The organism is Komagataeibacter melomenusus (genome assembly GCF_013155395.1).
GTDB lineage: Bacteria > Pseudomonadota > Alphaproteobacteria > Acetobacterales > Acetobacteraceae > Komagataeibacter > Komagataeibacter melomenusus.
In genome coordinates this window covers 1-22,718 of the sequence record NZ_JABJWC010000028.1, presented here as the reverse complement: position 1 = coordinate 22,718, position 22,718 = coordinate 1, and the positions used below count along the sequence as shown (strand labels likewise).

Sequence of the window (22,718 nt, the reverse complement as noted above, 5' to 3'; positions counted from 1 at the left end):
ATGGTACCGCACCCCCTGCGCCGCATGGCCTGCGCGGCCCTGCTGGCGGGCACGGCCCTGCTGGCCGCCTGCGCGCCGACCAACTTCACCCATCCCGGCCAGGTGAGTCGGCCTGATGTGTACAACCAGGCCTTCCCGTATTACGCCGAATTGTGCGCGGTCTCGCAGATCTCGAAAAAGCCCGGCTTTGGCGCGGATATCAGCGGGGGTGCTGGCGGGCATGCGGTCATGTTCCTTGGCGGCGTGTGCCTTGACCGCAAGGCAGGCTACCCCGTGCTGACCGAATGCGATGCCACGCGTACTGCCGACCGGCCCGATGGCGTGGGCTTCAGCATGAACTCGCATTACAGCAACGCCAACTGGACCGGGGCGGAGAGCAGCGCCTTCTACTTTGATGGCACGCTGGCGCCGGGGCAGGGGCTGACACGCGCAGGCTACGTGGCAACGCAGGACGAGGCCAAGCGGCGCGGCATCTATGATGGCGTGATCTTCCACAAGGAGGTGTTCAACGGCAAGCCTGCCAACATGTCCGCCGTGGACTGGAAATACGAGATGTCGGTCGGCACCGATTACGCCACCACGCTGGGGCGCGCACGCTTTTGTGCCCGCCTGCCCGTGACCGAGCCCCAGATGCGCAAGATCATGGATTTCCTCAACGAGCGCAACGCCCTCTATCGCAACGGGCCAAAGACCTATGAGTCCAACGTGTTGCAGGACAACTGCAACCACCTGACCCATAACGCGCTGGCGGCGGCGGGATTCTGGAGCGAATGGCCGATCAACCGCTTTGTCATGCTGGCAGCCCTCAGCTTTCCCGTGCCCAAGAATGAACTCGTCAACCTGATCCACCGCACCGATGCGGTGCCGGTGGACAACATCCAGGCCATATTCAACGACAAGCTGACCTACCAGACCTTCATGCAATATGACTGGCTGGCCGATGAACCGGGCGTGCTGCTGGAATCAGAGCCGGTGCACACCCCCAACGAGGTCTACAACACCTCGCTGTCGCTCATCTTCTATGATGACCCGGTGCTGGGATCGTATCACCGCAATTTCGCCCGCTACCTCAAGAACGCGCATTACTACGACCTCCGCACCAACCTTGAATATTTTGCCACCCGCTATGCCCGCATCATGCAGGCGCGCCAGCCACTTTCATGGTGGCAGGCGCACCACCCCGCCCTTGCGCGGGCATCGGGGCCATTCCCTGCGTTCTACCAGCGTTACTACGACTATATTGCAGCCCAGCAGGCCAAGGTGCAGCAGGCCCTTGCCGACCTGCGCAACACCGCGCCCCCGGCAGGCCGGTAACAAGGGGGCGGTGGCGTGCCCGTGGCGCATCACGGCCCCCCATAGCGGCCATGAAGGCTGCGCCCGCACTGGCGCTCAAAGGCATGTGAGCGCCAGTGCGGGCAACGCCGCGCGCAATGGAACGCTAGAAAAAGGAGCGAACCATGAGCCGAAAGACACATCATGCCCCTGCACCCTGCACCCTGCCTGCATGGCCGCCTGGCCGCCGCCTGCCTCTGCCTTGCCAGCCTTGCCGCCACAGCAGCCCATGCCCAGACGGTTGCCTCCGGCCATCGTGACATCCTGCTGCAGGCCGATCATTCGTGGAATGGCGTGGCCTATGAAAAATACCCCGCCACGCGCCCGGAACTGACCATGATCCGCCTGACCATTCCCGCCCATACCGCGCTGCCGTGGCACACCCACCCCGTGCCCAACGCGGGCTACGTGCTGGAAGGGCAGTTGACGATTCATGATCGTGAGAGCGGCAGGACGGAAACTTTCCATCAGGGTGAAGCGTTTGCGGAGTCCGTAAATGATACGCATCGTGGGGAAACGGGCGATACCCGCACCGTCGTGCTGCTGACCTATGCCGGCACGCCGGGCATGCCCACCTCCGTTCCCGCGAAGGGAGAAAAACCGGAATACTGACCCACTGCGGCAATATGCGCGCGTGGCGGCACAGTAAAGACAATACGGCAGCAGGCCATAAAACTGCCGCAATAGAGTCAAAGAAACACGAATGCCCCTTATCGCCTGAAAAACCGCGCCTTTTATGTTCCTTCATCATGGACATGCCATGCAGCGGCAGGCCAGGACCTTGTGGAAAGACGCCATCATGCCAGATATCACACAGATTTCTTCCCCGCTTCTGGAGAAACTGCCGCTGGCACTGATGATGGCGGACAGCGCGGGCCATGTGCTCTATGGCAATGCATGCGCCTGTGCCATGACTGGCTACAGCGCGACCGAACTCGCCGCCACCCGGCTGGGCCGCCTGTTCACCCAAGGGCCGCTGCCAGGGGCGGATGCAGCGGCAGCACCGGGCCTGCCGCCCCAGCCGGAGCACGGGCCAACACCCGCGCCCTGCGCCACGCTGCGCCGCAGGGACGGGCTGGGCCTGCCCGTGCGCCTGTACCGCGAACACCTGGAATGGGATGGCGAACCCTATGAGCTGATCGCCCTGCATGACCGCACGCATGAAGACCTGATGCGCGAACAGGCCGAGATCAGCGCCATGATCGTGCAGGCGACCGACCGGGGCATCGTGGTGCTTGATGCGCAGTACCGCATCACCCACGCCAATGCCGCCATTGCCGCCATGCTCGGCGTAAAGCCCGACGCGCTGCACGGCGCGCCGTTTGGCACGCTGCTGGCGGGGGCGGAAAACGATATCGGCACCCTGCGCCAGTTCCGCGCACACCTTGCCCGCCGCACCGGCTTCGAGGTGGATGTGCAGGCCCGTGGCCCGCAGGGCGCGGCACTGTGGCTGCGCTGCGCGGTCACGCCGCATTATGGGGATGACGGGACGCTGGCCGATATCATCATCGTCATCCACGACATCACGCATGACCGGCAGTTGCGCAACCTGCAACGTGACGTGGTCGAGGCGCTGACAGACCAGTTCTCGCTACGCGAGATGCTCGATTTCATGTGCCGCCGTATCGAACTGATCGCGCCGGACTGCCTGGCCGTGGTCATGCTCAGCACCGGCGGCGTGCTGCATGCCGGTGGCCACGGCGCCATGCCCCTGCCCGTACTCCACGCGTTCGAGGGGCTGGAGGCCGGCACCGCAGGCGGCGCGTGTGGCACGGCCATCGCCACGGCAAAGGAAGTGGTGGTGCCCGACCTTGCGGCGGAAGACCGCTGGCACGCCCTGCGCGCGGTCGTGGCCGAGCATGCGCTGGCGGCGGAATGGGCAGTGCCTGTCATTTTGCGCAATGGCGAGGTGGCGGGCAGCTTCTCGCTCTATTTCCGCACGCCCGGCCAGCCGGGGGCGTGGCACCGGCGCATTGTCCATGCCTGCGTGCACCTGGCCATGCTGGCCATCGAGCAGCAGCGCAGCCGTGAATCCATCATCCGCCTGTCCTATACCGACCGGCTGACCAGCCTGCCCAACCGCCTGTGGCTCAACCGTCGCCTCAACGAACTCGTGGCCCGCCTGCCTGCAACAGCGCTGAGCATCATGGTCATCGACCTCGACCGGTTCCGCAAGATCGTGCAGGCGCTGGGTCAGGGCCGGGCCGACCAGATGCTGCTCGAACTCGCGGGCCGCCTGCGCCACGGCATTGTGGGCCGCGACGTGCTGGTGCGCACGGAGGGCGATGAATTCGTGGTGCTGACCACGCAGGACGCCACCGACATCACGCATCTGGCCGAGCGCATCCTCCACACGCTGGAAGAGCCGTTTACGGTCGACAACATTCCCATCAACATTTCGGGCAGCATCGGCATCAGCACCCATCAGGACGGCCAGCCGGTGGAAGAAACCCTGCGCCAGGCCTATACCGCACTGGCGCAGGCCAAGAAGGCGGGGCGGTGCTGCTACCGTTTCTTCCACCCCTCCATGAACCGGCAGGCGGAAGATCACATCATCCTCGCCTCCGCCCTGCGCGAGGCCATTGCCGATAACCGGCTGAGCCTTGTCTACCAGCCCCAGGTTGACCTGAGCACGGGCGAACTGCATGGCGTGGAGGCCCTCTCACGCTGGAATGACGCGGTGCTGGGCATGGTCTCGCCGGGACGGTTCATTCCCGTAGCCGAGGAAACCGGGCAGATCCGCGCCATCGGCGTGTGGTCGCTGCGCGCGGCATGCACGCAGATGGCGCAGTGGATCGCGCGCGGCATTCGCGTGCCCACCGTATCGGTCAATGTCTCGGCCATCCAGTTCCAGGACCCCGAGCTGGTATCGCAGCTTGCCACCATCCTGCACGAGACCAACGTGCCACCCGAGCGCCTGATCGTGGAACTGACAGAAACCGCCATGATCGAGAATTTCGAGCAGACGGTGGCCACCGCCAGGGCCATCCGCGAACTGGGCATCGGGCTGTCGATGGATGATTTCGGCACCGGGTATTCCAGCCTGTCCAACCTGGCCAGCCTGCCCATAAGCGAGGTCAAGATCGACCGCAGCTTCATGAACGGCTTTGGCAGCACCGGCAACGTGCGGCAGGTGGTGACCGCCATCATCCGCATCGGCCACACGCTGGGCATGACCGTGGTGGCCGAAGGCGTGGAGGACGCCGCCCAGTGCGCCCAGTTGCGCAACATCGATTGCGACGTGATACAGGGCTATTACTTTGGCCGCCCGATGGATACCGCAGCCCTTGATACATGGATCAGGGAACGCCGGGCCGAGCCGGTACCGGCGGCGTGAAACCGGCCTGTCAATCATAAGCACGTTCCGGGTGCAGCTTTTTTTTTCGGAAAGCTGCCTGCAAGGCTGCCCTTTTTAACAAAACCATTTCTTATCAATATAGTCCATTCAACGCCTTGCCAGCGGGGCACAAAAGGCCCATCCGCCACGCACGCCCCGCGCAGGACCCCAGCCACGCAACCAGGACCCGGCCTGCGCCAATGGCGCGGCCCGCGCGTGCCCATGCCGGTGCCAACATGGCCAGCAGCGTGATAATGCGCTGATCTTGCACATTGATCCACGCACGCTATAGTCCAGCCCGACAAGTCAATGGTCCCGTGCAAACGGGTGAAAAGGGAATGCCGTAAGCCCCGGCAGGGTATCCGGCCCGGGGGTGCAGTCGGCAACTGTACCCGCAACTGTAGGCGGAGAGTGCTGCATCTGGCGCTGTACCAATGGCGACCACTGGCTTTGGCCGGGAAGGGAGATGCAGTGCAGCGACCCGCAAGTCAGGAGACCTGCCATTGTCCTTTAACGATATCGCCGGGCGGGCATGACCGGAGATGGATGTGAGACCATGCGCCCTCCGACCTGACATCCCGTATGCCATTACAGCGACAGGCTTTTCCTCCGGCCTGTCATTTTCTGGCCCCCTGCCGCCAGACCCATCCTGACGGGATGTTTTTCACCATGACACTGCATATTCTCCTCGCGCATCGGCAGTTCCTGTCGCGCATGCTGCTGCTGTCGGGCGCCCTGGGCGGTGCCTGCTGCACCGCAGCCCATGCCCAGGTCCAGACCCAGATCGCACAGGACCGTGCCCGCCTGGGCAATTCCACACCGCTGATCCAGCAGATCGACCCGGCTACGGTACGCGATTCCGAACGCGCCACCGCTGAAGCGGAGGAAAAAGCCGCGGGTGATGGCGACAGGCTCGATACCAGCGGTAACCTGCTGGGCAATATGTGGGGCGCGCGGCCATGGCTGTACAGGCACGGCATCAGCTTCGACATTCAGGAAGTCGATGAAGTCTGGGGCAATGGCACGGGCGGTACGCCCTCAAGCAGTGACGGCTCCAGTGGCTCGGGCACCGGGCCTGCCTATGATGGCGTAACCATGCCCACGCTCACCATCGATACCGAGAAGCTGTTTGGCCTTGAGGGCGGCCTGTTCAATGTCAGCGCGTTGCAGACACGCGGGCGCTCGATCTCGCAGGATCACCTGGCCAATTTCAACCCGGTCAGCGGGTTCGAGGCCGACCGCTCCACCCGCCTGTTCGAGCTGTGGTACCAGCAGTCCTTCCTGCAGGGCAAACTTGATGTGAAGATCGGCCAGCAGGATCTTGATACCGAGTTCCTGATCAGCGATTACGCCTCGCTTTACCTCAATGCGAACTTTGGCTGGCCCATGGCGCCCTCGCTCAACCTGTATGGTGGCGGGCCGTCCTGGCCGCTCTCGTCCCCCGCCATCCGCATCCGTTACCGGCCAAGCCAGAAGTTTACCTTCATGTTCGCCGCAGCAGACGACAATCCGCCGGGCAACCGATACAACTCGCTGCCCATCCAGCAGGCGACGAGCGGCTATAACCCGGACCCCACCAGCCAGACCTATAACGGCGCCAATGGCACGAATTTCAACATGGGCACCGGCGCGCTGCTCATCACCGAACTGCAATACGCGCTCAACCCCCAGCCCGCCGACATGGCGCACGCAGCCAGGAGCCCCGGCCTGCCGGGCGTGTACAAGCTGGGCGGGTATTACGATACCGCGAAATTTGCCGATTACCGCTATAACCGCAACGGCGGTTCGCTCGGGGCCGCCACGCTGGCGGCCAACCCCTCGCAGGCCGATCTCACCCCGCGCTGGGACCGGGGCAACTGGCTGGTATACGGCATCATCGACCAGATGATCTGGCGCCCCTCGCTCACATCGGCCCGGTCGGTGGGCGTGTTCGTGCGCGCCACGGGCAATGGTGGCGATCGTAACGAGATCAGCTTCGCCATTGATGCGGGGCTGAACCTCAAGGCCCCGTTCAGGGGCCGCGACAACGACACGATCGGGCTGGGCTGGGGCATTGGCCGGGCCAGTTCGGGGCTGCGCCAGTTCGACCGCGACAGCCAGACACTCACCCAGGGCAATGAAAACCACCTTGAACTCACCTATCAGGCGCAGGTCACGCCGTGGATGGTGATGCAGCCTGACTTCCAGTACGTGTGGAACCCCTCGGGCGGCGTGCCGGATTATGGCGTGGGTTACAACCGCCGCGTGGGCAACGAGGCCATTTTTGGCCTGCACACCAGCCTGACATTCTGACAGGCGGCCCCGCCACCGCGCGCGGGGCCGGTCAGGCCACTGACCCTGCAACGATGCATGTGCGTAAAGGAAAAAAAGCACAGGGCCGCATTGAAAATTTGCATGATTGTTGCGCCCTTCCCCCGTCCTATAAACAACAGGGGAGGAACTCATGTCTTACTATGACAGATTTGATGATGTCCGGACCATCATGCGCACGGTGGCCAATAACCGATGGCTGGAATGTTCCCCTGCCAACCCCAAAGACAGAACCACCTTCATCCTTCTCGATATCTGCAACATCATCCGGCTGAAGCTGGAATATGATGGCACGACGCTGTACCAGAACATCGGCGACGCCGAACGCTACCCCCTGCATAATTTTGATGATCCCATCCATGAACTCGCGGGCACGCTTGGCGTCAAAGCCATCACGCACATCATGCAGCCGGATTATCTCGTGCTGCATGATCTTGAGGATTATGAAGTGCTGGGGGCGGGCGCGCCCTCATGCGCGCCGCCGGATCGGGCCTATGACGTGTGCAGCATCATCCATTGCGCAACATACGACCTGTATACCCGCCCGCCCACGCCGGTCTGCATCGTCTATGACTACGCCAGCATCACCCTGCACTATAACCCCACCTACGCACGCGGCAGGCAGGCAGGGCGCAGGCGCCGTGGCTTCCTCGGGCTGGTGAAATGGTTCTTCACGTAGCCCCAGGTCCGACGGCAAGAAATACGCAACGTGATGCGCCGCCCATCGCACGGGGACAGTTGCCTTAAAAAAACATCGCAGCCATCAGGCAAAAACAGTTTCACGCCTTCTTTTTGCATTATATGGAGCCATGATGACCCGGCCGGCGCATGACGGGTTCATGCGCCCCACCAAAAAGGAAAAAACCGTTGCGCCGTCTTGTTGCTTTATGCCTTCCGCTCACCATGGCCGCCTGCGCGCAGCATGCACCCCGGCCCATGGTCAATTACTGCAGCCAGCCTGCCATTACCGCGGCCATCGTGCGCACGGCCAACCAGGGCGCGCCCACGGCCTCGCCCGCCATCCGTTTCGAGGGGGGCACGGTCAAGAGCTCGGTCTATAATGACCACGTGCAGGTGCTTGCCTGCCATGGCAGCCTCGTGCGGGGCGATGGCACGCGTGAGGATGGCGTGGCCATTGCCCGCCTGTCGCACATGCATACGGACTGGAAAGCCCTGTGGAGCACCACGGCCGCCACCCACCAGTGGATGTCGGATGCCGATATCGCGCGCAACAGGCAGGACCGTTACGCCAATTACTACGAACACACGCCGCAGGCCTGCAAGCCCTACGCGCATGACCTGTTCTATGGCGCCCCGAAATCGGACAAGGACACCGACCACCTGCGCGAGACGCTGTATGACTGCCTGGCCGCGCATGACGTCAAGCCGCTGCGCCCCGTATCGGGCGTGGAGCATACCTACAGCCCGTTTGGCCTGAATTTCTACATTCCCTACTACACCAACCTCAACGCGGATGATAACGGTCCCTTCCTGTACTGAAGCCCGGGACCCCCGCCATGGCCATCGTGCCGATCATCCGCTACCCGCATGCCTGCCTCGAACAGGTTGCCAGCCCCGTTGACGCCACCAGCGCCGAAACGGCCCGATTGGCCCGCGACCTGCTCGACACCCTGCGCGCGGCACCGGGCCTGGGCATTACCGCCAGCCACGTGGGCCAGCCCGTGCGGCTGGTGGTGATCGACCTGCATGATGGCGCGGGCGCGCGTGTCTATGCCAACCCCGAGATCATCTGGCATGCCGATGACACCGCCACGATGGAGGAAGGCAGCCTGTCCATGCCGGGCATCCACGCACCCGTCACCCGCCCTGCGCGCGTGCGGGTGCGCTACGACCGCCCCGATGGCACCGTGGCCGAAGACGAGGCCGATGGCCTGCTGGGAGCGTGCCTGCAACACGAGATCGACCAGACCAACGGCCTGTTCTGGACCCGGCGGCTGTCACGCCTGCGGCGCGAGCGCGCGCTCAGGCGGTATGCGAAGCTGGAGCGGGGATAAAGGTTTCCGGGTGCCGCCTTCTGAAGCTTTTTGAAAAAAGCTTCACCAGCAACTTCTGTCAGTCCGCCTGGCCATCATCAAGCATGTAGCCGCTCGAGCGCACGGTGCGGATCAGGTCCGCCCCGCCCGTGGCATTGAGTGCGAGGCGCAGGCGGCGGATATGCACATCCACCGTGCGTTCCTCCACATGGATGCGGTCATCCCACGCGGCGGCCAGGATTTCAGCGCGCGAGAACACCCGGCGCGGATGGCGCATGAGGTGCAGCAGGATGCGGTATTCGGTCGGCCCCAGCGCAATGGTGCCGCCCGCGCGTGACACGCGGCGGCCGCCATGGTCAACCGTGACATCGGCAAAGGTCAGGACATCGCCCTCCGCCACGGCAGCCGTAGCCCCGCGCCCGGCACTGCGGCGCATGACGGCACGCACGCGGGCATGCAGCACGTCCATGCCGCAGGGCTTGACGAGGTAGTCATCCGCCCCGGTATCGAGCGCGTGGATGGAATCGCGCTCCTCGCCACGCGCGGTGAGCATGATGATGGGCAGGTAGCGCGTCGCTGCCGCCATGCGCAGCCTGCGGCACAGGTCGACGCCGGACAGGCCGGGCATCATCCAGTCCAGCAGCACGAGGTCGGGTTTCCAGCTTGTCACCCCGGTCAGGGCATCAAGCCCGTTATCGACCGGCATGACCGTATGCCCCGCCGCCTCGAGGTTGTAGGTGAGCATGACGGACAGGGCGGCATCGTCTTCCGCAACAAGGATGCGGAGCGGTTGGTCGGCAGCCTGCACGGGGTCTAGCTTCCCTGGCCCGAGAACCCGCCACGTGGCCGCACCACGGGCAGGATCTCGCCGGTGGCGGTGTAGTACACGCGCTCGGCAATATTGGTGGCGTGGTCGCCGATGCGCTCGAGGTTCTTGGCTATGAACAGCAGGTGCGTGCACGGCCCGATATTGCGCGGGTCTTCCATCATGTAGGTCACGAGTTCGCGGAACATGGCGTTGTAGAGTTCATCCACCGCCGTGTCGGACTGCCACACCTCGCGCGCAAGGTCGGGGTTGCGCTGGCTCATGGCATCGATGGCGCGGCGCAGGTTGTCCTGCACCAGTCGGCCCATGCTGCGCAGGCCGCTGAGCGAGATGCGCGAGGCCAGCAGTTCGGCGCGCAGCGAACGGCGCGCGATGGAGGCGGCGCAATCACCGATGCGCTCCATGTCGCCGGTGATTTTCAGTGCCGAGACCACCTCGCGCAGGTCACCCGCCACGGGCGAGCGCAGGGCGAGGATGCGGATGACCATCGCCTCCACGTCGCGCTCGAGCGCATCGACCTGCGGGTCAAGATCGGCAGCGATGCCTGCGGCGTTCTCGTCACGGTCGGCAATGGCGGCAACGGCCTGCGAGGTCTGGCGTTCCACCAATCCGCCCATGCGCGCCATCATGGAGCGCAACTGCTCGAGTTCCTGCTCGTAACTGCGTACGATATGTGCTGATTCCTGTCCCACCACCCGCAACCTTTTTTGCCTGCCTGCCCGCGCAATTATGCATGATCCGCCCGATAACGGGGCTTACGATGCCTTGCGTGACTATACTATATCGGTCCCCGATTTGTTCAAGACGATGTCATATCCCACCCGGATGAGACAGAATAATGAAATAAAAAGATATTTTTCAGGAACGCCCCCATGCCGCGCCCGCCCTGCCGCCCCGTTGTGTTCCCTCTCCCCACCGCTGGCCGCCTGCATGTGCTGAGTGCAGCCATCAGCGCCGTGCTTGGCCTCGGGCCGGGCATGGCGGCGGCTGGTGATAGCCGCCCCACGGCCACCACCGCAAAACCGCCCGCCCCGCCTGCCGCGGGCAAGGTGGAAAGGCTGACCGTAACCAGCCAGCGCGTGGTGGGCACCGAGCCCGGTGGCGGGCTCATCCGGGTGGAGGATGCGGCGAAATCGGTCAGCACCATCGGCACGGACTTCATGCGCAAGCAGGCCCCGAGTGCCACGGCGTTCGACATGGTCAGCCTGCTGCCGGGTGCGAATGTCTCCTCCTCCGACCCGCTGGGCTTTTCGCCGCAGACCAATATCAGCGTGCGGGGCCTGGGCGGGGATTCGCTGGGCTACGTGCTCGAGGGCATGCCGCTCAATGATATTGCCTATTACAACGGCTATCCCGGCCAGTTCGCCGATACCGAGAACTACCAGAGCGTCTCGCTGGCCCAGGGCTCGGCGGATCTTGATTCGCCCGTGCTCAACGCGGCGGGCGGGCTGATGAGCATGACCTTCCGCGACCCCTCGCTGCGGGCGGGGGGGTATGCCGATGTGTCTTATGGTTCCTACAACACCAACCGCCAGTTCCTGCGGCTTGAAACCGGGCAGATCGGGCATACCGGCCTGCGCGGCTTCGTGTCCTACTCGCACGGCTATACCGATAACTGGCGCGGGCCGGGCCATGACGAGCGCCAGCATATCGACTTCAAGTTCCTGCGCGAATGGGGGCAGGGTAACCGCGTCTCGCTGATCGGCACCTGGAACACCATGGTGGCCAGCTACTACCCGCCGGTGGACAAGGCGGACTGGCAGGCCCAGGGCGTGCATGGCGCGGCCAACAACCTCGCCGCCACCTACAACCCCAACAACGCCGCCGGTGGTACCGATTACTGGGAGCTGTACCGCCAGCCCGAGCGCATCGCCTACCTTGCGGCCCCCGCGCGCTTTACACTCGCGCGCGGGCTGCACCTCAAGGTCACGCCCTATGCCCAGTGGAGCTACGGCAACGACCCCGGCGGCACGACACTGGGCGATGCCGGGCTTTCAGGCGGGGCGGATGCGGGCACGGTGGTGCGCGCGAACTGGACCCAGACCAGCTACCGCGCGGGCTTCAACACAACCCTCGACTGGCAGCTTGGCAACCACGACCTCGTGTTCGGTTACTGGTACGACTACTCCGATGACAGCGAGCACCAGCCCTTCACCGCCGTCAACGCACAGGGCTATGCGCCCGATATCTGGGTGGACCGCATCAGCCGCACCCTGCTCGACGCCAGCGGCCAGCAGGTTGACGCGGGCAGCTACCACATGATCTCGCAGACCAATGCGCTCTATCTTGGCGACCGGATGCACTTCCTGCACAAAAAGCTGATGGTGGATGTGGGCTTCAAGGAAGTCATGCTCGACCGCACCGGCACCACCACATCGGGCGGGGTGCAGACGGCGGCGGGCAGCAACAGCGCCACCCCCCTGCCGCGCATCGCCATCCGCTACCAGATCACGCCGCGCCACATGGTGTTCTTCAACACCACCACCAATTTCCGCACGCCCGATGAAAGCGCGCTGTTTGGCGGGGTGACGGCCAGCGGCATCACGACCCAGCTTAAAAACGAATATTCCGTGTCGGAGGAACTCGGCTACCGCTACAACGGCGACCTGATCGTGGGCAGCCTGACGCTGTTCAACTATGATTTCACCAACCGCGAAATCCAGACCCTGCTCAACGTGAACGGCGCGCAGGTCGATTCCACCATCAACGGGGGCGGCCAGACCTCGCGCGGGGTGGATGTCGAGATCGGGCTCAAGCCGTGGCACCACTTCGCGCCCTACCTGTCGGGCGAATACCTGCATGCCACCATCGACAGCGATATTCCATCAGCTACCGGCATGCTGGCAACCCGCGGCAAGACGGCGGTGGAAAGCCCGACACTCCAGGCATCGGCGGGGCTGAGTTATGATGACGGGCATTTCTTCGGCATGGCCTCGGTGCATTACACCGGGCGGCAATATTCAACCTTCATGAATGACGAGCGCATGCCCGACCACACGACCGGCAACCTCGCCATCGGCTACCGCATGGATGACCATGCCTTCCTCTCGCACCCCGAATTGCGCATGAATTTCATCAACATCACCAACCAGCATTATCTCTCGGGCGTGGCGACCCCCACGCTGACCAGGGCCGACGGGCCGCAATATTACGTGGGCGGCGGGCTTGCGGTGCTGTTTACCGCCGCAACCGGGTTCTGAGCCACAAGGCCGCGCAGCACGAGCCCGCCCGCCAGCAGGTACAGCACGGCGGGCACCAGCAGGAACCCGGCATGGATGCCTGCCTGCGCCTGCGCCGTCTGCCCGGCAGCGCCACTGACCAGACCCGCCGCCGCCAGCACCCCCGCCAGCAGGCTGCCGCCAATGTCAAACGCCATTTTCGAGGCCATGGAATTGAGCGCCCAGCCCAGCCCCACCGTATGCAGGCCGCCCGCACCGCCTTCGTGCCGCATGGCGTGTGCCAGCAGGGTGAAGCAGGCGGGATTGCACACGCCCACGCACAGCCCGAACAGCGCCAGCCCCGCCCCGGTCAGGTCCAGCCGCGCGGGCAGCCCGTAGGCCGGTCGCCCGCATGCAAAACGTAGCGCACGTCATAGACCAGCGCGCCGAACAGGAACGTGCTGCCCAGCATGGTCAGCAGCATGGCCCCGGTCAGCCGCCGCCAGGCCCGGTTGGCCAGCAGTGATACAACGAGCTGCCGGGGCGCCATATCGCCCCCCGCCGTTGCCACCCGCTCATGGCACAACCGCGCGGGCAGCCATACCAGCGCGCCCACCACGCACGCCACCACCATCATGAACAGGGCAAAGCCCGCCTGCCGGTTGCCATGGCCCAGAAAGTCCACCGCCGGCAGGGTGACCATGCTGACCACAAGCCCGCCCAGCGTGGCCCCCACCATGCGGCTCGTGGCCAGGCGCAGGCGGATGGCGGGATCGGATGAAATCAGGCTGGTCATGACCCCATAGGCGGTATTGACCACCCCGTAGCTCACGCACAGCGCCATATAAGCCACACCCGCGCACAGCGCGCGCGCAACGATGGGCCAGCCGCGCGGCAGCGGCACGAAGGTCAGCACCACCAGCACCATGAACGGCACAAGCCCGCCGCGCAGCAGCGGCAGGGCCTGGTGGCCGGGGGGCCTGCGGTCGATCCACAACCCCACGGCCGGGTCGGTCACGAGGCTTGCCGCGCGCGCGGCAAGCAGCATGAACCCCACCATCCGGGCGGGGAAAAAGCAGATATCGGTATAGAAATACGCCAGGTAGCTGAGCATCAGCCCCCAGATGATGTTGAACCCCGCATCACCCGCGCCAAATGCCACGATCTCCTTCAGCCCCACACGGGCGGGAGGAGGCGGCACCGGCGCGGGCGGGCGCATCATCCCGGCGTGACCGCGCGGCGGGTGCCAAAACATTCTTCCGGCCCCGGAAAGCGGCGGGTGCGCACATCCCCGGCATACCGGGCCACCGCGCTGTCGATCACATCGCCCACATCGGCATAACGGCGCACGAAGCGCGGGGTGTCGGTGCCGAACATGCCCAGCATGTCATCAACCACCAGCACCTGCCCATCGCATGCAGGCGAGGCCCCGATGCCGATCACCGGCACCGGCACGGCGGCCACGATCTCGCGCGAGACGGATTCGACCGTGCCCTCGAGCACCACGGCAAAGGCGCCTGCATCCGCAATGGCATGGGCATCATCACGCACCTTGCGCGCCTGTGCCTCGTCCCGCCCCTGCGTGCGAAAGCCGCCCGTGGCGTTGACCGCCTGCGGCATCAGCCCCACATGCCCGCACACGGGAATGCCGCGCTCGGCCAGGAAGCGCACGGTTGCGGCCATTTCCACCCCGCCTTCGAGCTTGACCGCGCCGCAGCCGGTCCCGGCCATGAGGCGGGCTGCGTTGCGGAAGGCCTGCTGCGGTGATTCCTGATAGGCGCCAAAGGGCATGTCCACCACCACCAGGGCCTGGTGCGAGGCGCGGACCACGGCCGCGCCATGGGCAATCATCATATCCATGCTCACGGCCAGCGTATCGGGCATGCCGTACACCACCATGCCCAGCGAATCCCCCACCAGCATCACATCGACATGCGCATCGAGCCTGCGGGCCATGGGCGCGGTATAGGCCGTAAGCCATACACCGGGTTCCGTGCCCTTGCGCACATCGCGGATGGTCCGCCGCCGGGGCTGTTCGCCCTTGCCCATGCCTGCCATTTTCCTGCCATATCCATATGCGTTACGATGATATCTGGATATTGCAGCCCATCAGTCTTGGCAAATCCCCTTCTGGCGTCATGCCACGCCGCCGCGCGGGGCCACGGGCGGGTACATGCCGTCTGCACCGAACGCCTGCGCCCTGCGTGCCGTTGACTTAACAGACTGAATAAAAACTGATTCCGCTTAGTCAGGGAGAAACCTGTCGTGGATTTAATGTGATATTAATTACTATTATCACATAATATGCCTATGATATACATCATTACGGCATTCAACGACCCTTCACACAGGCCCCACCCCCCTAACCAGGGCGCATGCCGTACCTCCATGTGACCCGCCCCCATCCCTGTGGCGCATGGTTCCGCGCGGTGCAGGCCCGTCCTGCCCGCTCCACCCCCCAGCCCCAACCGTTCTGGCCACAGATACTTCAAGGACCGTCCGATGCGTGAAACACGTACCGCCCTGGCTGCCTGGCATCTGCAGCATTCACGCCCCGAATGCCTGGTAAGCTATTTCGACCCCTGGCAGCCCGTCGCGCGCCAGCTTGACCTGCTTGCCAGCCGCTTCCAGGCCGTAAAAGCCCTGTGCGACGCCGACCGCGACGCCCTCGCCCCGGAGGACGGCGCGCTGGCGCAACTGCGTGATTCGCTAGCCTTCCACCTGCTCAAGGCCTGCGTATGGTGGCAGGTCGATTTCTCGGCCCGCGCCGTAACGGGGCTGTCGGTGCCGCACTTCATGGAGCACGCCCATCGCCACACCGCGCGGCATGTGGATGATGAAACGATGCTCGATGTCATGACATGGCAGCATTACATGCACCGCGCCGATAGCGGGCACATCATGGTGACCGGCACCGACCCGCTCTATCGCGGCGGCACCACCATCGTGTACGGCATTGACGGGCATCGGGGCTTCCGCTTCGCCATGCGCCGCCCGGGCCAGCCGCTGACATGGAACGACATCACCCACGCGGATTTCATCGCCGCCAGCCTCAACGCCCGCGCGCTGCACTGCCTGATCGAGACGGAATGCGCCGCCATTGGCGAATGGGACCAAGCGCGCGAGGAGCATATCCAAGCCGCGCGCCACCATGCCCGGCACTTCCACATCGTGGGGCAGGCCGATCCCGTGGCGCGCTATGCCAGCGCGCTCGAGCAGTTCAGCCGGTGCCAGTCGCGATTCGGGCGGTTTGTGTTCGAGAACATCGTCAACCACATGGCCTTTGCCGTGGCCCATGCCGCCCATGAGCAGGGGCTGAGCCTGGCCGACATGCTGCGCCAGGGTGACGGGCATGCGGTCAGCCCCAACATGGTTGACAGCCTGAAGCAGCGCGCCCACGCCCATGTCACCACCGGCACCGACCCGCTGCGCCAGGCGGAACTCGTGGCCATGCTCAACGGGGTTGAAACCGGATTCGCCCTCTCGGACGGGCGATAGGACAGGGGGGAGAAAACATATTCGTCTCCCCCCACGACATCCGGGCCTGCAATACCTATATTCAGCAGGAGTAGCAGGAGACCCGATATATGGCATTGGCCAAAAGCAGACGACCGGCACCCCGCCGCAGGACGGTACAGCCCCGCTCACCGCGCGTACGCGGCGAGACCCGCCGCCTGCTGGAAATGCTGTGCGAACTGCATGGTTCGATCCATCGCGGGTCCCGTGATGCCGGTGCCCTCGTGCGCTGCGTGGTGCAGGCCCAGCCCGATCTTGGCCTGCCCGACAAGGACCTGCCCGCCGCCCCCCGGCACGATGGCGAGAACCCGCCCACCGCCACGGAATGGAAGCGCCTGGGCCACGCGCTGGAGGAAATCCGCCTCCAGCACATGAACGACCGGGGCTACGTAGATGCCTGGCTGGATGAACTCAGCCACGCCACCGGCCTGGGCAGCGTGGCCAGCGAAGTGCTGGGTCTTGCCATGTGCTACCGCCTGAACGGGCATTTCGAGCAGTTATGGGATGATCTGTGCGAGAACCGCTCGCGCGGGCCGTTCCTGTGCGAGGACATTCCGCTGCTCCACCTGCTGCTGGGCCAGGAGGAAGATGACATTGCCACCGCCCTTGCGCCTGATGGCCAGTTGCGCATGAGCGGGCTGATGACCGTGGACGAGGATGGCGACATCACGCTGCTGCCCCGCCTGATGGCGCTGATGAACCGCCGCGCCAGCGTGGTGGGCGACATCCGCTCCATGCTGCTCGGCCAGCCCCGCACCGCCACCCTGCCGTGGGAAGCCTTTGCCCATCTGGGCCAGCAGGCCGAGATCGCGGCAAAACTGCTCAAGGCGGCGGTGGCCACCCATGCCAGCGGCATCAACATCCTGCTTTATGGCCCGCCGGGCACCGGCAAGACCGAGTTTGCCGCCACCCTTGCGCGGCATATCGGGGCGACGCTGTACCCCGTGGGCGAGGCCGACAGCGCGGGCGATGAGCCCTCGCGCCATGAGCGCCTGGCCGACCTGCGGTGCAGCACGCGCCTGCTGCGCAATACCGAATCCATCCTCCTGTTCGATGAGGCGGAGGACCTGTTCACCTCCAGCCTGTTCGACGCGCCGCAATCCTACAGCCGCGTGTTCTTCCACCGCCTGCTCGAGCAGGGCGGCACGCCGGTGATCTGGACCGCCAACGACCTCGATACCCTCGGCCCCGCCATTGCGCGGCGCATGGCGCTGTGCATCGAGGTGCGCCAGCCCGGCATCGGCGTGCGCACGCGGCTGTGGCAGGACATGGCGCGCGAGGAAAAAGTGGCCCTCGCCCCGCAGGATGCAGCCGATCTGGCGCGCACCATACCGGCGGCACCAGGCATATTCCGCAACGCCCTGCGCTCCACCCATCTTGCAGGCGGCGATTCGGCCATGGCCAGCCTGATCGCCACCGGCATTGCCCGCGCTGCCGCAGGCGGGCAGATGCCCATGCCATCGCAGCCTGATGTCACGGATTATGACGCAACCCTCATCAACGCCGATTGCGACCTGCAGGCGCTGACGCAACGCCTCGCCCGCCCCGGCGCACCGCGTGCGGTATCGCTCCTGCTATCCGGGCCGCCGGGCTCGGGCAAGAGTGCCTATGCCCGCCACCTCGCAGCCGAGATGGACATGCCGGTGCTGCAAAAACGCGCCTCCGACCTTTTGGACAAATACGTGGGCCAGAGCGAACAGCAGATTGCAGCCGCCTTTGCCGAGGCGTGCGACAGCGGGGCCTTCCTGATCATTGACGAGGCCGACAGCCTGCTAGGCGACCGCCGCTCCGCCGAGCGGTCATGGGAGATCAGCCAGGTCAACGAGATGCTGACCTGGATGGAGCAGCACCCGCTGCCATTCGCCTGCACCACCAACCTCGTGGAAAAACTCGACCCGGCCAGCATGCGGCGCTTCCTGTTCCGCGCGCGCTTTGGCTACCTGAACGCGGTGCAGGCGGCGCATGCGTTCTCGCGCTTTTTCGGGCAGGAGGCGCCCGCTGCCCTGCGGCACCTGCACACGCTGGTGCCATCAGACTTCGCGCTGGTGCTGCGCCGGGCTCGGCTGCTGGATGAAAACCCAACCCCGGAGGAACTGCTCGAGCGCCTGCGCGCGGAAACCGCAGGCCGCGAGGGGAATCGAAAGATCGGTTTCCTGTCGTGAAAAAAGGCGGCACCCGGAACCTTTTACCCCCTGCCGTCGCAGGCCCGCATCCATCAGGTGCCGGGCAGCGGCCTGTCGGGTGAGCGTATTTTCATTGTGGGTGTTCCACCCTCACAAAGAGTTGGATTCCGGTTCCCCGCGCATGGGTCGAGACTGCATGCCCATCACATGGCGGACGGGGGCGCATCCGGGCAACCGGCCGATGCATCGCGGTCCCGCCACCGCGTGCCCATCCGCAACATAGCGCCTCCGTCGAAAAGGAAATCCATCCATGCCCACACGACGTTTCCGGCTTTCTGGCCTGTTTTTCCTCGGCCTGCTTTCCCTTGCCAGCGGTTACGCGGCATTCGCCACCCCCGCCCGGGCAGCCGATACGGCATCGGGCGCCCTGATGGGTACGGACGGCACGGCGCGGGGGGCGATCCATGTGACGGCGGCGCCGAAGGGGGTGCTGCTGCGTATCGAGGCCACCGGGCTGATTCCCGGATGGCATGGCGTGCATTTCCATGAAAAAGGTGTCTGCGGACCGCCGAAATTCACCGACGCGGGCGCGCATGTCCATGCCGCCACACCGGTGGTCCATGGCCTGCTGAACGCCAATGCGAACGATGCGGGGGACCTGCCCAATATCTTTGTCGGGCAGGATGGCAGCGCGACGGTCGAACTGTATTCGACGCTGGTGACCCTTAACGGCACGGACGGCCACCCGGGACTGCTTGATTCCGATGGATCGGCCCTTGTCATCCACGCCAATCCCGATGATTACCGCACGCAGCCGATCGGCGGGGCGGGCGACCGCGTGGCCTGCGCCGTCATTCATTAGGGCAGATGGCCGATCAGGGACTGTTGGGACGCAGCCCACCGTAATCAGGTCATGAAAGTGTCCGGCTACCGCATCTTTTCAAAAAGGCGGGGCCGGGAAACTTCCGGTCATTGGGGCGGGTGGGCTGCGGCATCGGCCTCGATGGCGCATTCGGCGGCAGGGGGGGCGGCCATGGTGGCATGCAGCGCCGTGACCTCCGCCCGCGCGGCATCCATTTCCTGCCGGAAGCCGTCATCCTGCTCCATGGCCGAATACAGCACCCCGCCATTGAGCCAGCCTGCCACGACATCGCTCTGCCACTGCACGCCACACACCACGCGGCTCTCGCCAAACACGCGGGCGCGCTGCATGATCGCAGCCGTGCGGTCAGGCAGGATATCGGACAGGATCAGCCCCGTCACCCAGCCCAGGGTGGCATGGAGCGAGGGGTAGGACGGATCGCGCTTGAGGTCGGCGCGCAGCGGGATGCAGGTGGAAAGCTCGGCCTCGGTAAAGGGGCGGGGGCGATTCCATAGTGCTTTCTCGGTATTGACGGCAGGTGTGAGGCGCTTTTCGATCCGCGCCACAAGGCCCACGAGTTCAGGCAACTGCTCGGGCGGCAGGGTAAAGCCCGCTGCGCAGGAAAAGGCCGAGACCATATGCGCGGGCGTATCGCGGTTATCGGCCTGGGCAAGTTTCCACCGGGGCGTGCCTTCAAGGGCGCGGGTCGCGGCAAAGATGGAGGCATCCGCCGCACGCTGCGCCGTGTCCGGGCCGGGCGGGGGCGGCAGGAACACCTGCCCGTCTGGCAAAGGCGGGCCTGCCGGCACTTCGGCCTGCGCGGCCCGGTGGTGGTGGACAGGGGCGGCATGATGATGGGTGTGCGGATGCGCGCAGGCCACCACGGGCGGCATGGCCAGCAGCCCCGTTACGGCACAGGCGGCCAGCCCGCGCGCCATGGCAGAACGATCGAGACGCATCTTGTTCCTGTCAGTTCACCTTTTGCCGCAAGGCACGGCCATACCTGCCCATAGCATGGGGCGCGGAAGGGGCAAATGCCGCATGAACCACAGGCATCTTCTGCCCCGGCCGGTTTTATGGCATGCTGGCCCGACAAGCTGGAGGCGCGACCTGATGAACCGCAGAAACCCGATATGGCCCACCACCATCAGCCCCGTGCGGATCGGGCTGTGCGTGGTCGGGCTGACGCTGGTGCTCGTCCAGTTCATTCACGGGCTGAACATCAGCCCCGATGCCATGCCGGGTCAGGTCATGTTCCATATCGCCATGCTGGCGCTTGGGGCCATCGTGTTCGTGGCGGGCATGTGGGGGCCTTCGCTTTAAAATAAATCATTGAAAAGTAATGAAAGTTTTTGGTGAAGCTTTTTGCAAAAAGCTTCAAAGAAGAATGCCGCCTTCTTGAAAAAAGGCGACACCCAAAACCTTTATATTTTCAGCGCCCGCCCGATACCGTCATGACGCTGCCGGTCATGTACGATGATGCGGACGAAAGCAGGAACGCCACCGCCTGCGCAATCTCGTCCACATGGCCCACGCGGCCCATGGGCACGACGGTTTCAGCCAGTTTCACGGTCTCGGGGGGGACCATGTCGGTCGCGGTCAGGCCGGGGGCGACCGCATTGACGCGAATGCCCTCGCGCGCGACCTCATTGGCCAGGCCGCGCGTAAACGCCTCGACCGCCGCCTTGGTGGCGGCATAGGGCGCAAAACCCGGCAACCCGCCCAACCGTGCCGCAACGGAAGACAGGTTCACGATCACACCACCCCTGCCACCATGCCGGGTGGACATGCGGCGCACCGCCTCGCCCGCCGCCAGCATGGTGGCGCGGACATTGATGTCGAACAGTGCATCAAGCGTCTCGGCAGTCTGTTCCTCCACCCGCACCCTGGCGCCGGTCACGCCCGCATTGTTGACCAGCCCCCATAGCGGCCCGAGTTCCTGCGCACGGGCGAACAGGGTGCGGATCTCTTCCGGCCGGGACAGGTCGGCCTTGATGGCCATTGCCTGGCCACCCTGTTCGGTAATGGTGCGCGCCAGCGCTTCCGCCGGGGCGGCGTTGGCGGCGTAATTGATGGCCACCGCATGGCCTTCACGCGCCAGCAGGGCGCTGATGGCATGGCCAATGCCCCGGCTGCCCCCCGTTACGATCACGACGCCAGGGCCTTGGGTAAAAGCGGGGGAAGTGACGCTGGTCATGAAGTCGTCCTGCCTGATAGGGGATGTCTGATAAAGGGATCATAGGCCCCTGCCCCCGCCTGCAAACAGGAAAATGCATCCATCTGCAGGCGGCAGGCGTATATCAGCCATCCAGTCGCGCAAGGTGGGGCAGCAGATCGCCAAGCCCCTTGATGGTGGCGGGACGCGACAGCCCCGTTTCAGCGGAGAACCGGTCAATAACGGGGCCGGGGATCAGGGTCGTCACCACGGATTCGTCAGCCGTGGTGTTGGTGGGGTGGTTTTCCCAGCGGGTGACCTGATCTTCCAGCCCGGCCTTGCGGGCGCGGGCATGCAGGTCCTTGCGGCCGGGGCTGCCGGCATTGCCCATATAGGCAATGACCGCGCTCATCAGGCCCGATGTATCGGTGCGGGCGCCGGTCAGCACATCGGCAACCCTGCCTGCGGCCTGTCCGATCTGATCAGTACGGGTGGTAGCCATGGTATCTGCTCCTTTGTGGTCTGACGTTGTGGTCATGACAGGCCAACGAAGGCAGGACGGCATTCGTGCCATCACGGATTTATGAAGACTGTCGTGTATTTTTCAGGAAACTTCCGGACCACGCCCTTGCCTGTCCTGTTATGACAAAAAGGGTTGACAGTTGTAGCAAACTGCAATGCGCTGTGATGCAGCGAGACCACGCAACCTTGAGCACAAAGGAGAAAACGCGATGCGACGCCTGCCCGATGCCCGGCGTTCCACCACGCATGGGCTGCTTGCGCTAGTCTGTGTTGCCACGGGTGTTGCCTGCGCCACCCCACCCGCCCATGCAGCCGAGCGCGGTGATCAGGCCAGTGCATGCAAGAGCGACGTGTTCAGGCTGTGCTTTCTCGACATTCCGAACGAAAAGCTGATGACGGAATGCCTGGAAAGCAAGCTCGACCAGCTTTCCCCCCGCTGCCGGGCCATGTTCGAGGATGATGACCCTGTTCCAGACAATACGGGCTGTTTGTGTGGGGTACAAACGGCAGGCCGTCAATTACCGCCCGCGCACAGCCCCGGACCCTGGCGCAGCGATCATTTGAAAACAGGTCAATGATGAAA

The 22,718-nt window shown here is 64.6% G+C and carries 21 protein-coding genes and 1 riboswitch; of the genes, 13 read left to right on the top strand and 8 right to left on the bottom strand.

Features of this window, described 5'->3' with window-relative positions:
* The 7 genes from HNW77_RS11240 to HNW77_RS11210 all read left to right on the top strand — a co-directional run bounded on the left by HNW77_RS11240 (position 1) and on the right by HNW77_RS11210 (position 8,994).
* Positions 1–1,314: a hypothetical protein gene (locus HNW77_RS11240; RefSeq protein ID WP_172157708.1), complete on the top strand. Its 1,314-nt coding sequence runs from the start codon at positions 1–3 to the stop codon at positions 1,312–1,314.
* A 162-nt stretch (positions 1,315–1,476) separates the two neighbouring features.
* The gene (locus tag HNW77_RS11235) at positions 1,477–1,944 is read left to right on the top strand and encodes a cupin domain-containing protein (protein ID WP_408886819.1); all 468 of its coding nucleotides are present in this window, start codon (positions 1,477–1,479) and stop codon (positions 1,942–1,944) included.
* 187 nt (positions 1,945–2,131) lie between these two features.
* A complete protein-coding gene (locus HNW77_RS11230; RefSeq protein WP_172157706.1) occupies positions 2,132–4,669 on the top strand; it encodes an EAL domain-containing protein in 2,538 nt (845 codons plus the stop codon).
* Between the two features lie 293 nt (positions 4,670–4,962).
* A riboswitch (cobalamin riboswitch) is annotated at positions 4,963–5,188 on the top strand.
* A 195-nt stretch (positions 5,189–5,383) separates the two neighbouring features.
* Positions 5,384–6,961 (top strand): carbohydrate porin, encoded by a 1,578-nt coding sequence (locus HNW77_RS11225; protein WP_172157759.1) that lies wholly within the window; start codon positions 5,384–5,386, stop codon positions 6,959–6,961.
* A 151-nt stretch (positions 6,962–7,112) separates the two neighbouring features.
* Positions 7,113–7,658 carry a hypothetical protein gene (locus tag HNW77_RS11220; protein WP_172157704.1) on the top strand — a complete coding sequence of 182 codons (546 nt, stop codon included), beginning with the start codon at positions 7,113–7,115 and terminating at the stop codon, positions 7,656–7,658.
* A 188-nt stretch (positions 7,659–7,846) separates the two neighbouring features.
* Positions 7,847–8,479, top strand: a complete 633-nt coding sequence (locus HNW77_RS11215) for a hypothetical protein (RefSeq protein ID WP_241694424.1) — start codon at positions 7,847–7,849, stop codon at positions 8,477–8,479.
* A 17-nt stretch (positions 8,480–8,496) separates the two neighbouring features.
* On the top strand, positions 8,497–8,994 hold the full coding sequence (locus HNW77_RS11210) for a peptide deformylase (protein ID WP_172157702.1): 498 nt from the start codon (positions 8,497–8,499) through the stop codon (positions 8,992–8,994).
* Positions 8,995–9,052: 58 nt separating this feature from the next.
* Here the strand turns inward: HNW77_RS11210 and HNW77_RS11205 are convergent, their stop codons facing one another.
* Together HNW77_RS11205 and phoU are read right to left on the bottom strand one after the other, a co-directional pair.
* Positions 9,053–9,781 carry a response regulator gene (locus tag HNW77_RS11205; protein WP_276592090.1) on the bottom strand — a complete coding sequence of 243 codons (729 nt, stop codon included), beginning with the start codon at positions 9,779–9,781 and terminating at the stop codon, positions 9,053–9,055.
* A 5-nt stretch (positions 9,782–9,786) separates the two neighbouring features.
* A complete protein-coding gene (gene phoU, locus HNW77_RS11200; protein ID WP_172157700.1) occupies positions 9,787–10,491 on the bottom strand; it encodes a phosphate signaling complex protein PhoU in 705 nt (234 codons plus the stop codon).
* A 180-nt stretch (positions 10,492–10,671) separates the two neighbouring features.
* Here phoU and HNW77_RS11195 point away from each other — a divergent pair, with 180 nt between their 5' ends.
* Positions 10,672–12,999, top strand: a complete 2,328-nt coding sequence (locus HNW77_RS11195) for a TonB-dependent receptor (protein WP_172157698.1) — start codon at positions 10,672–10,674, stop codon at positions 12,997–12,999.
* Here the strand turns inward: HNW77_RS11195 and HNW77_RS17745 are convergent.
* From HNW77_RS17745 to panB, 3 genes are read right to left on the bottom strand one after another with little or no spacing between them, the layout of a single operon-like run.
* Positions 12,948–13,289: an MFS transporter gene (locus HNW77_RS17745; protein WP_338033787.1), complete on the bottom strand. Its 342-nt coding sequence runs from the start codon at positions 13,287–13,289 to the stop codon at positions 12,948–12,950. The two genes, HNW77_RS11195 and HNW77_RS17745, sit on opposite strands and share 52 nt — an antisense overlap.
* A 38-nt stretch (positions 13,290–13,327) precedes the next feature.
* Complete coding sequence (locus tag HNW77_RS11190; protein ID WP_241694423.1) at positions 13,328–14,179, bottom strand: MFS transporter; 852 nt, start codon at positions 14,177–14,179, stop codon at positions 13,328–13,330.
* Positions 14,176–15,006 (bottom strand): 3-methyl-2-oxobutanoate hydroxymethyltransferase, encoded by an 831-nt coding sequence (panB, locus tag HNW77_RS11185; protein ID WP_172157696.1) that lies wholly within the window; start codon positions 15,004–15,006, stop codon positions 14,176–14,178. The genes HNW77_RS11190 and panB overlap by 4 nt, the downstream gene beginning before the upstream one ends.
* A 453-nt stretch (positions 15,007–15,459) precedes the next feature.
* On the opposite strand from panB, the gene HNW77_RS11180 reads away from it, so the two are divergent.
* From HNW77_RS11180 to sodC, 3 genes are all read left to right on the top strand, one after another.
* A complete protein-coding gene (locus HNW77_RS11180; protein ID WP_172157694.1) occupies positions 15,460–16,455 on the top strand; it encodes a hypothetical protein in 996 nt (331 codons plus the stop codon).
* 185 nt (positions 16,456–16,640) lie between these two features.
* Entirely contained in the window at positions 16,641–18,635 is a 1,995-nt protein-coding gene (locus HNW77_RS11175) for an AAA family ATPase (RefSeq protein WP_172157754.1), read from the top strand.
* Between the two features lie 271 nt (positions 18,636–18,906).
* Positions 18,907–19,458 carry a superoxide dismutase[Cu-Zn] gene (sodC, locus tag HNW77_RS11170; protein WP_172157692.1) on the top strand — a complete coding sequence of 184 codons (552 nt, stop codon included), beginning with the start codon at positions 18,907–18,909 and terminating at the stop codon, positions 19,456–19,458.
* Positions 19,459–19,565: 107 nt separating this feature from the next.
* Here the strand turns inward: sodC and HNW77_RS11165 are convergent, their stop codons facing one another.
* The gene (locus HNW77_RS11165) at positions 19,566–20,417 is read right to left on the bottom strand and encodes an acid phosphatase (protein WP_172157690.1); all 852 of its coding nucleotides are present in this window, start codon (positions 20,415–20,417) and stop codon (positions 19,566–19,568) included.
* Positions 20,418–20,571: 154 nt separating this feature from the next.
* Here HNW77_RS11165 and HNW77_RS11160 point away from each other — a divergent pair, with 154 nt between their 5' ends.
* Positions 20,572–20,781 (top strand): hypothetical protein, encoded by a 210-nt coding sequence (locus HNW77_RS11160; protein ID WP_159261689.1) that lies wholly within the window; start codon positions 20,572–20,574, stop codon positions 20,779–20,781.
* 109 nt (positions 20,782–20,890) lie between these two features.
* On the opposite strand, the gene HNW77_RS11155 is transcribed toward HNW77_RS11160, so the two are convergent.
* A complete protein-coding gene (locus tag HNW77_RS11155) occupies positions 20,891–21,655 on the bottom strand; it encodes an SDR family NAD(P)-dependent oxidoreductase (RefSeq protein WP_172157688.1) in 765 nt (254 codons plus the stop codon).
* Between the two features lie 103 nt (positions 21,656–21,758).
* Complete coding sequence (locus HNW77_RS11150) at positions 21,759–22,115, bottom strand: YidB family protein (RefSeq protein ID WP_172157686.1); 357 nt, start codon at positions 22,113–22,115, stop codon at positions 21,759–21,761.
* 229 nt (positions 22,116–22,344) lie between these two features.
* Here HNW77_RS11150 and HNW77_RS11145 point away from each other — a divergent pair, with 229 nt between their 5' ends.
* The gene (locus HNW77_RS11145; protein ID WP_187353238.1) at positions 22,345–22,713 is read left to right on the top strand and encodes a hypothetical protein; all 369 of its coding nucleotides are present in this window, start codon (positions 22,345–22,347) and stop codon (positions 22,711–22,713) included.
* Positions 22,714–22,718 lie beyond the last annotated feature (5 nt).

What these genes read in the sequence shown, in the direction of transcription:
- HNW77_RS11150 (WP_172157686.1), bottom strand. Translation starts at nt 22,115, where the DNA reads ATGGCTACCACCCGTACTGATCAGATCGGACAGGCCGCAGGCAGGGTT.
- HNW77_RS11165 (WP_172157690.1), bottom strand. Translation starts at nt 20,417, where the DNA reads ATGCGTCTCGATCGTTCTGCCATGGCGCGCGGGCTGGCCGCCTGTGCC.
- HNW77_RS11195 (WP_172157698.1), top strand. Translation starts at nt 10,672, where the DNA reads ATGCCGCGCCCGCCCTGCCGCCCCGTTGTGTTCCCTCTCCCCACCGCT.
- HNW77_RS11220 (WP_172157704.1), top strand. Translation starts at nt 7,113, where the DNA reads ATGTCTTACTATGACAGATTTGATGATGTCCGGACCATCATGCGCACG.
- HNW77_RS11175 (WP_172157754.1), top strand. Translation starts at nt 16,641, where the DNA reads ATGCTGTGCGAACTGCATGGTTCGATCCATCGCGGGTCCCGTGATGCC.
- HNW77_RS11210 (WP_172157702.1), top strand. Translation starts at nt 8,497, where the DNA reads ATGGCCATCGTGCCGATCATCCGCTACCCGCATGCCTGCCTCGAACAG.
- HNW77_RS11160 (WP_159261689.1), top strand. Translation starts at nt 20,572, where the DNA reads ATGAACCGCAGAAACCCGATATGGCCCACCACCATCAGCCCCGTGCGG.
- HNW77_RS11190 (WP_241694423.1), bottom strand. Translation starts at nt 14,179, where the DNA reads ATGATGCGCCCGCCCGCGCCGGTGCCGCCTCCTCCCGCCCGTGTGGGG.
- HNW77_RS11225 (WP_172157759.1), top strand. Translation starts at nt 5,384, where the DNA reads ATGCTGCTGCTGTCGGGCGCCCTGGGCGGTGCCTGCTGCACCGCAGCC.
- HNW77_RS11230 (WP_172157706.1), top strand. Translation starts at nt 2,132, where the DNA reads ATGCCAGATATCACACAGATTTCTTCCCCGCTTCTGGAGAAACTGCCG.
- HNW77_RS11155 (WP_172157688.1), bottom strand. Translation starts at nt 21,655, where the DNA reads ATGACCAGCGTCACTTCCCCCGCTTTTACCCAAGGCCCTGGCGTCGTG.
- HNW77_RS11235 (WP_408886819.1), top strand. Translation starts at nt 1,477, where the DNA reads ATGCCCCTGCACCCTGCACCCTGCCTGCATGGCCGCCTGGCCGCCGCC.
- sodC (WP_172157692.1), top strand. Translation starts at nt 18,907, where the DNA reads ATGCCCACACGACGTTTCCGGCTTTCTGGCCTGTTTTTCCTCGGCCTG.
- panB (WP_172157696.1), bottom strand. Translation starts at nt 15,006, where the DNA reads ATGGGCAAGGGCGAACAGCCCCGGCGGCGGACCATCCGCGATGTGCGC.
- HNW77_RS11145 (WP_187353238.1), top strand. Translation starts at nt 22,345, where the DNA reads ATGCGACGCCTGCCCGATGCCCGGCGTTCCACCACGCATGGGCTGCTT.
- HNW77_RS11240 (WP_172157708.1), top strand. Translation starts at nt 1, where the DNA reads ATGGTACCGCACCCCCTGCGCCGCATGGCCTGCGCGGCCCTGCTGGCG.
- HNW77_RS11180 (WP_172157694.1), top strand. Translation starts at nt 15,460, where the DNA reads ATGCGTGAAACACGTACCGCCCTGGCTGCCTGGCATCTGCAGCATTCA.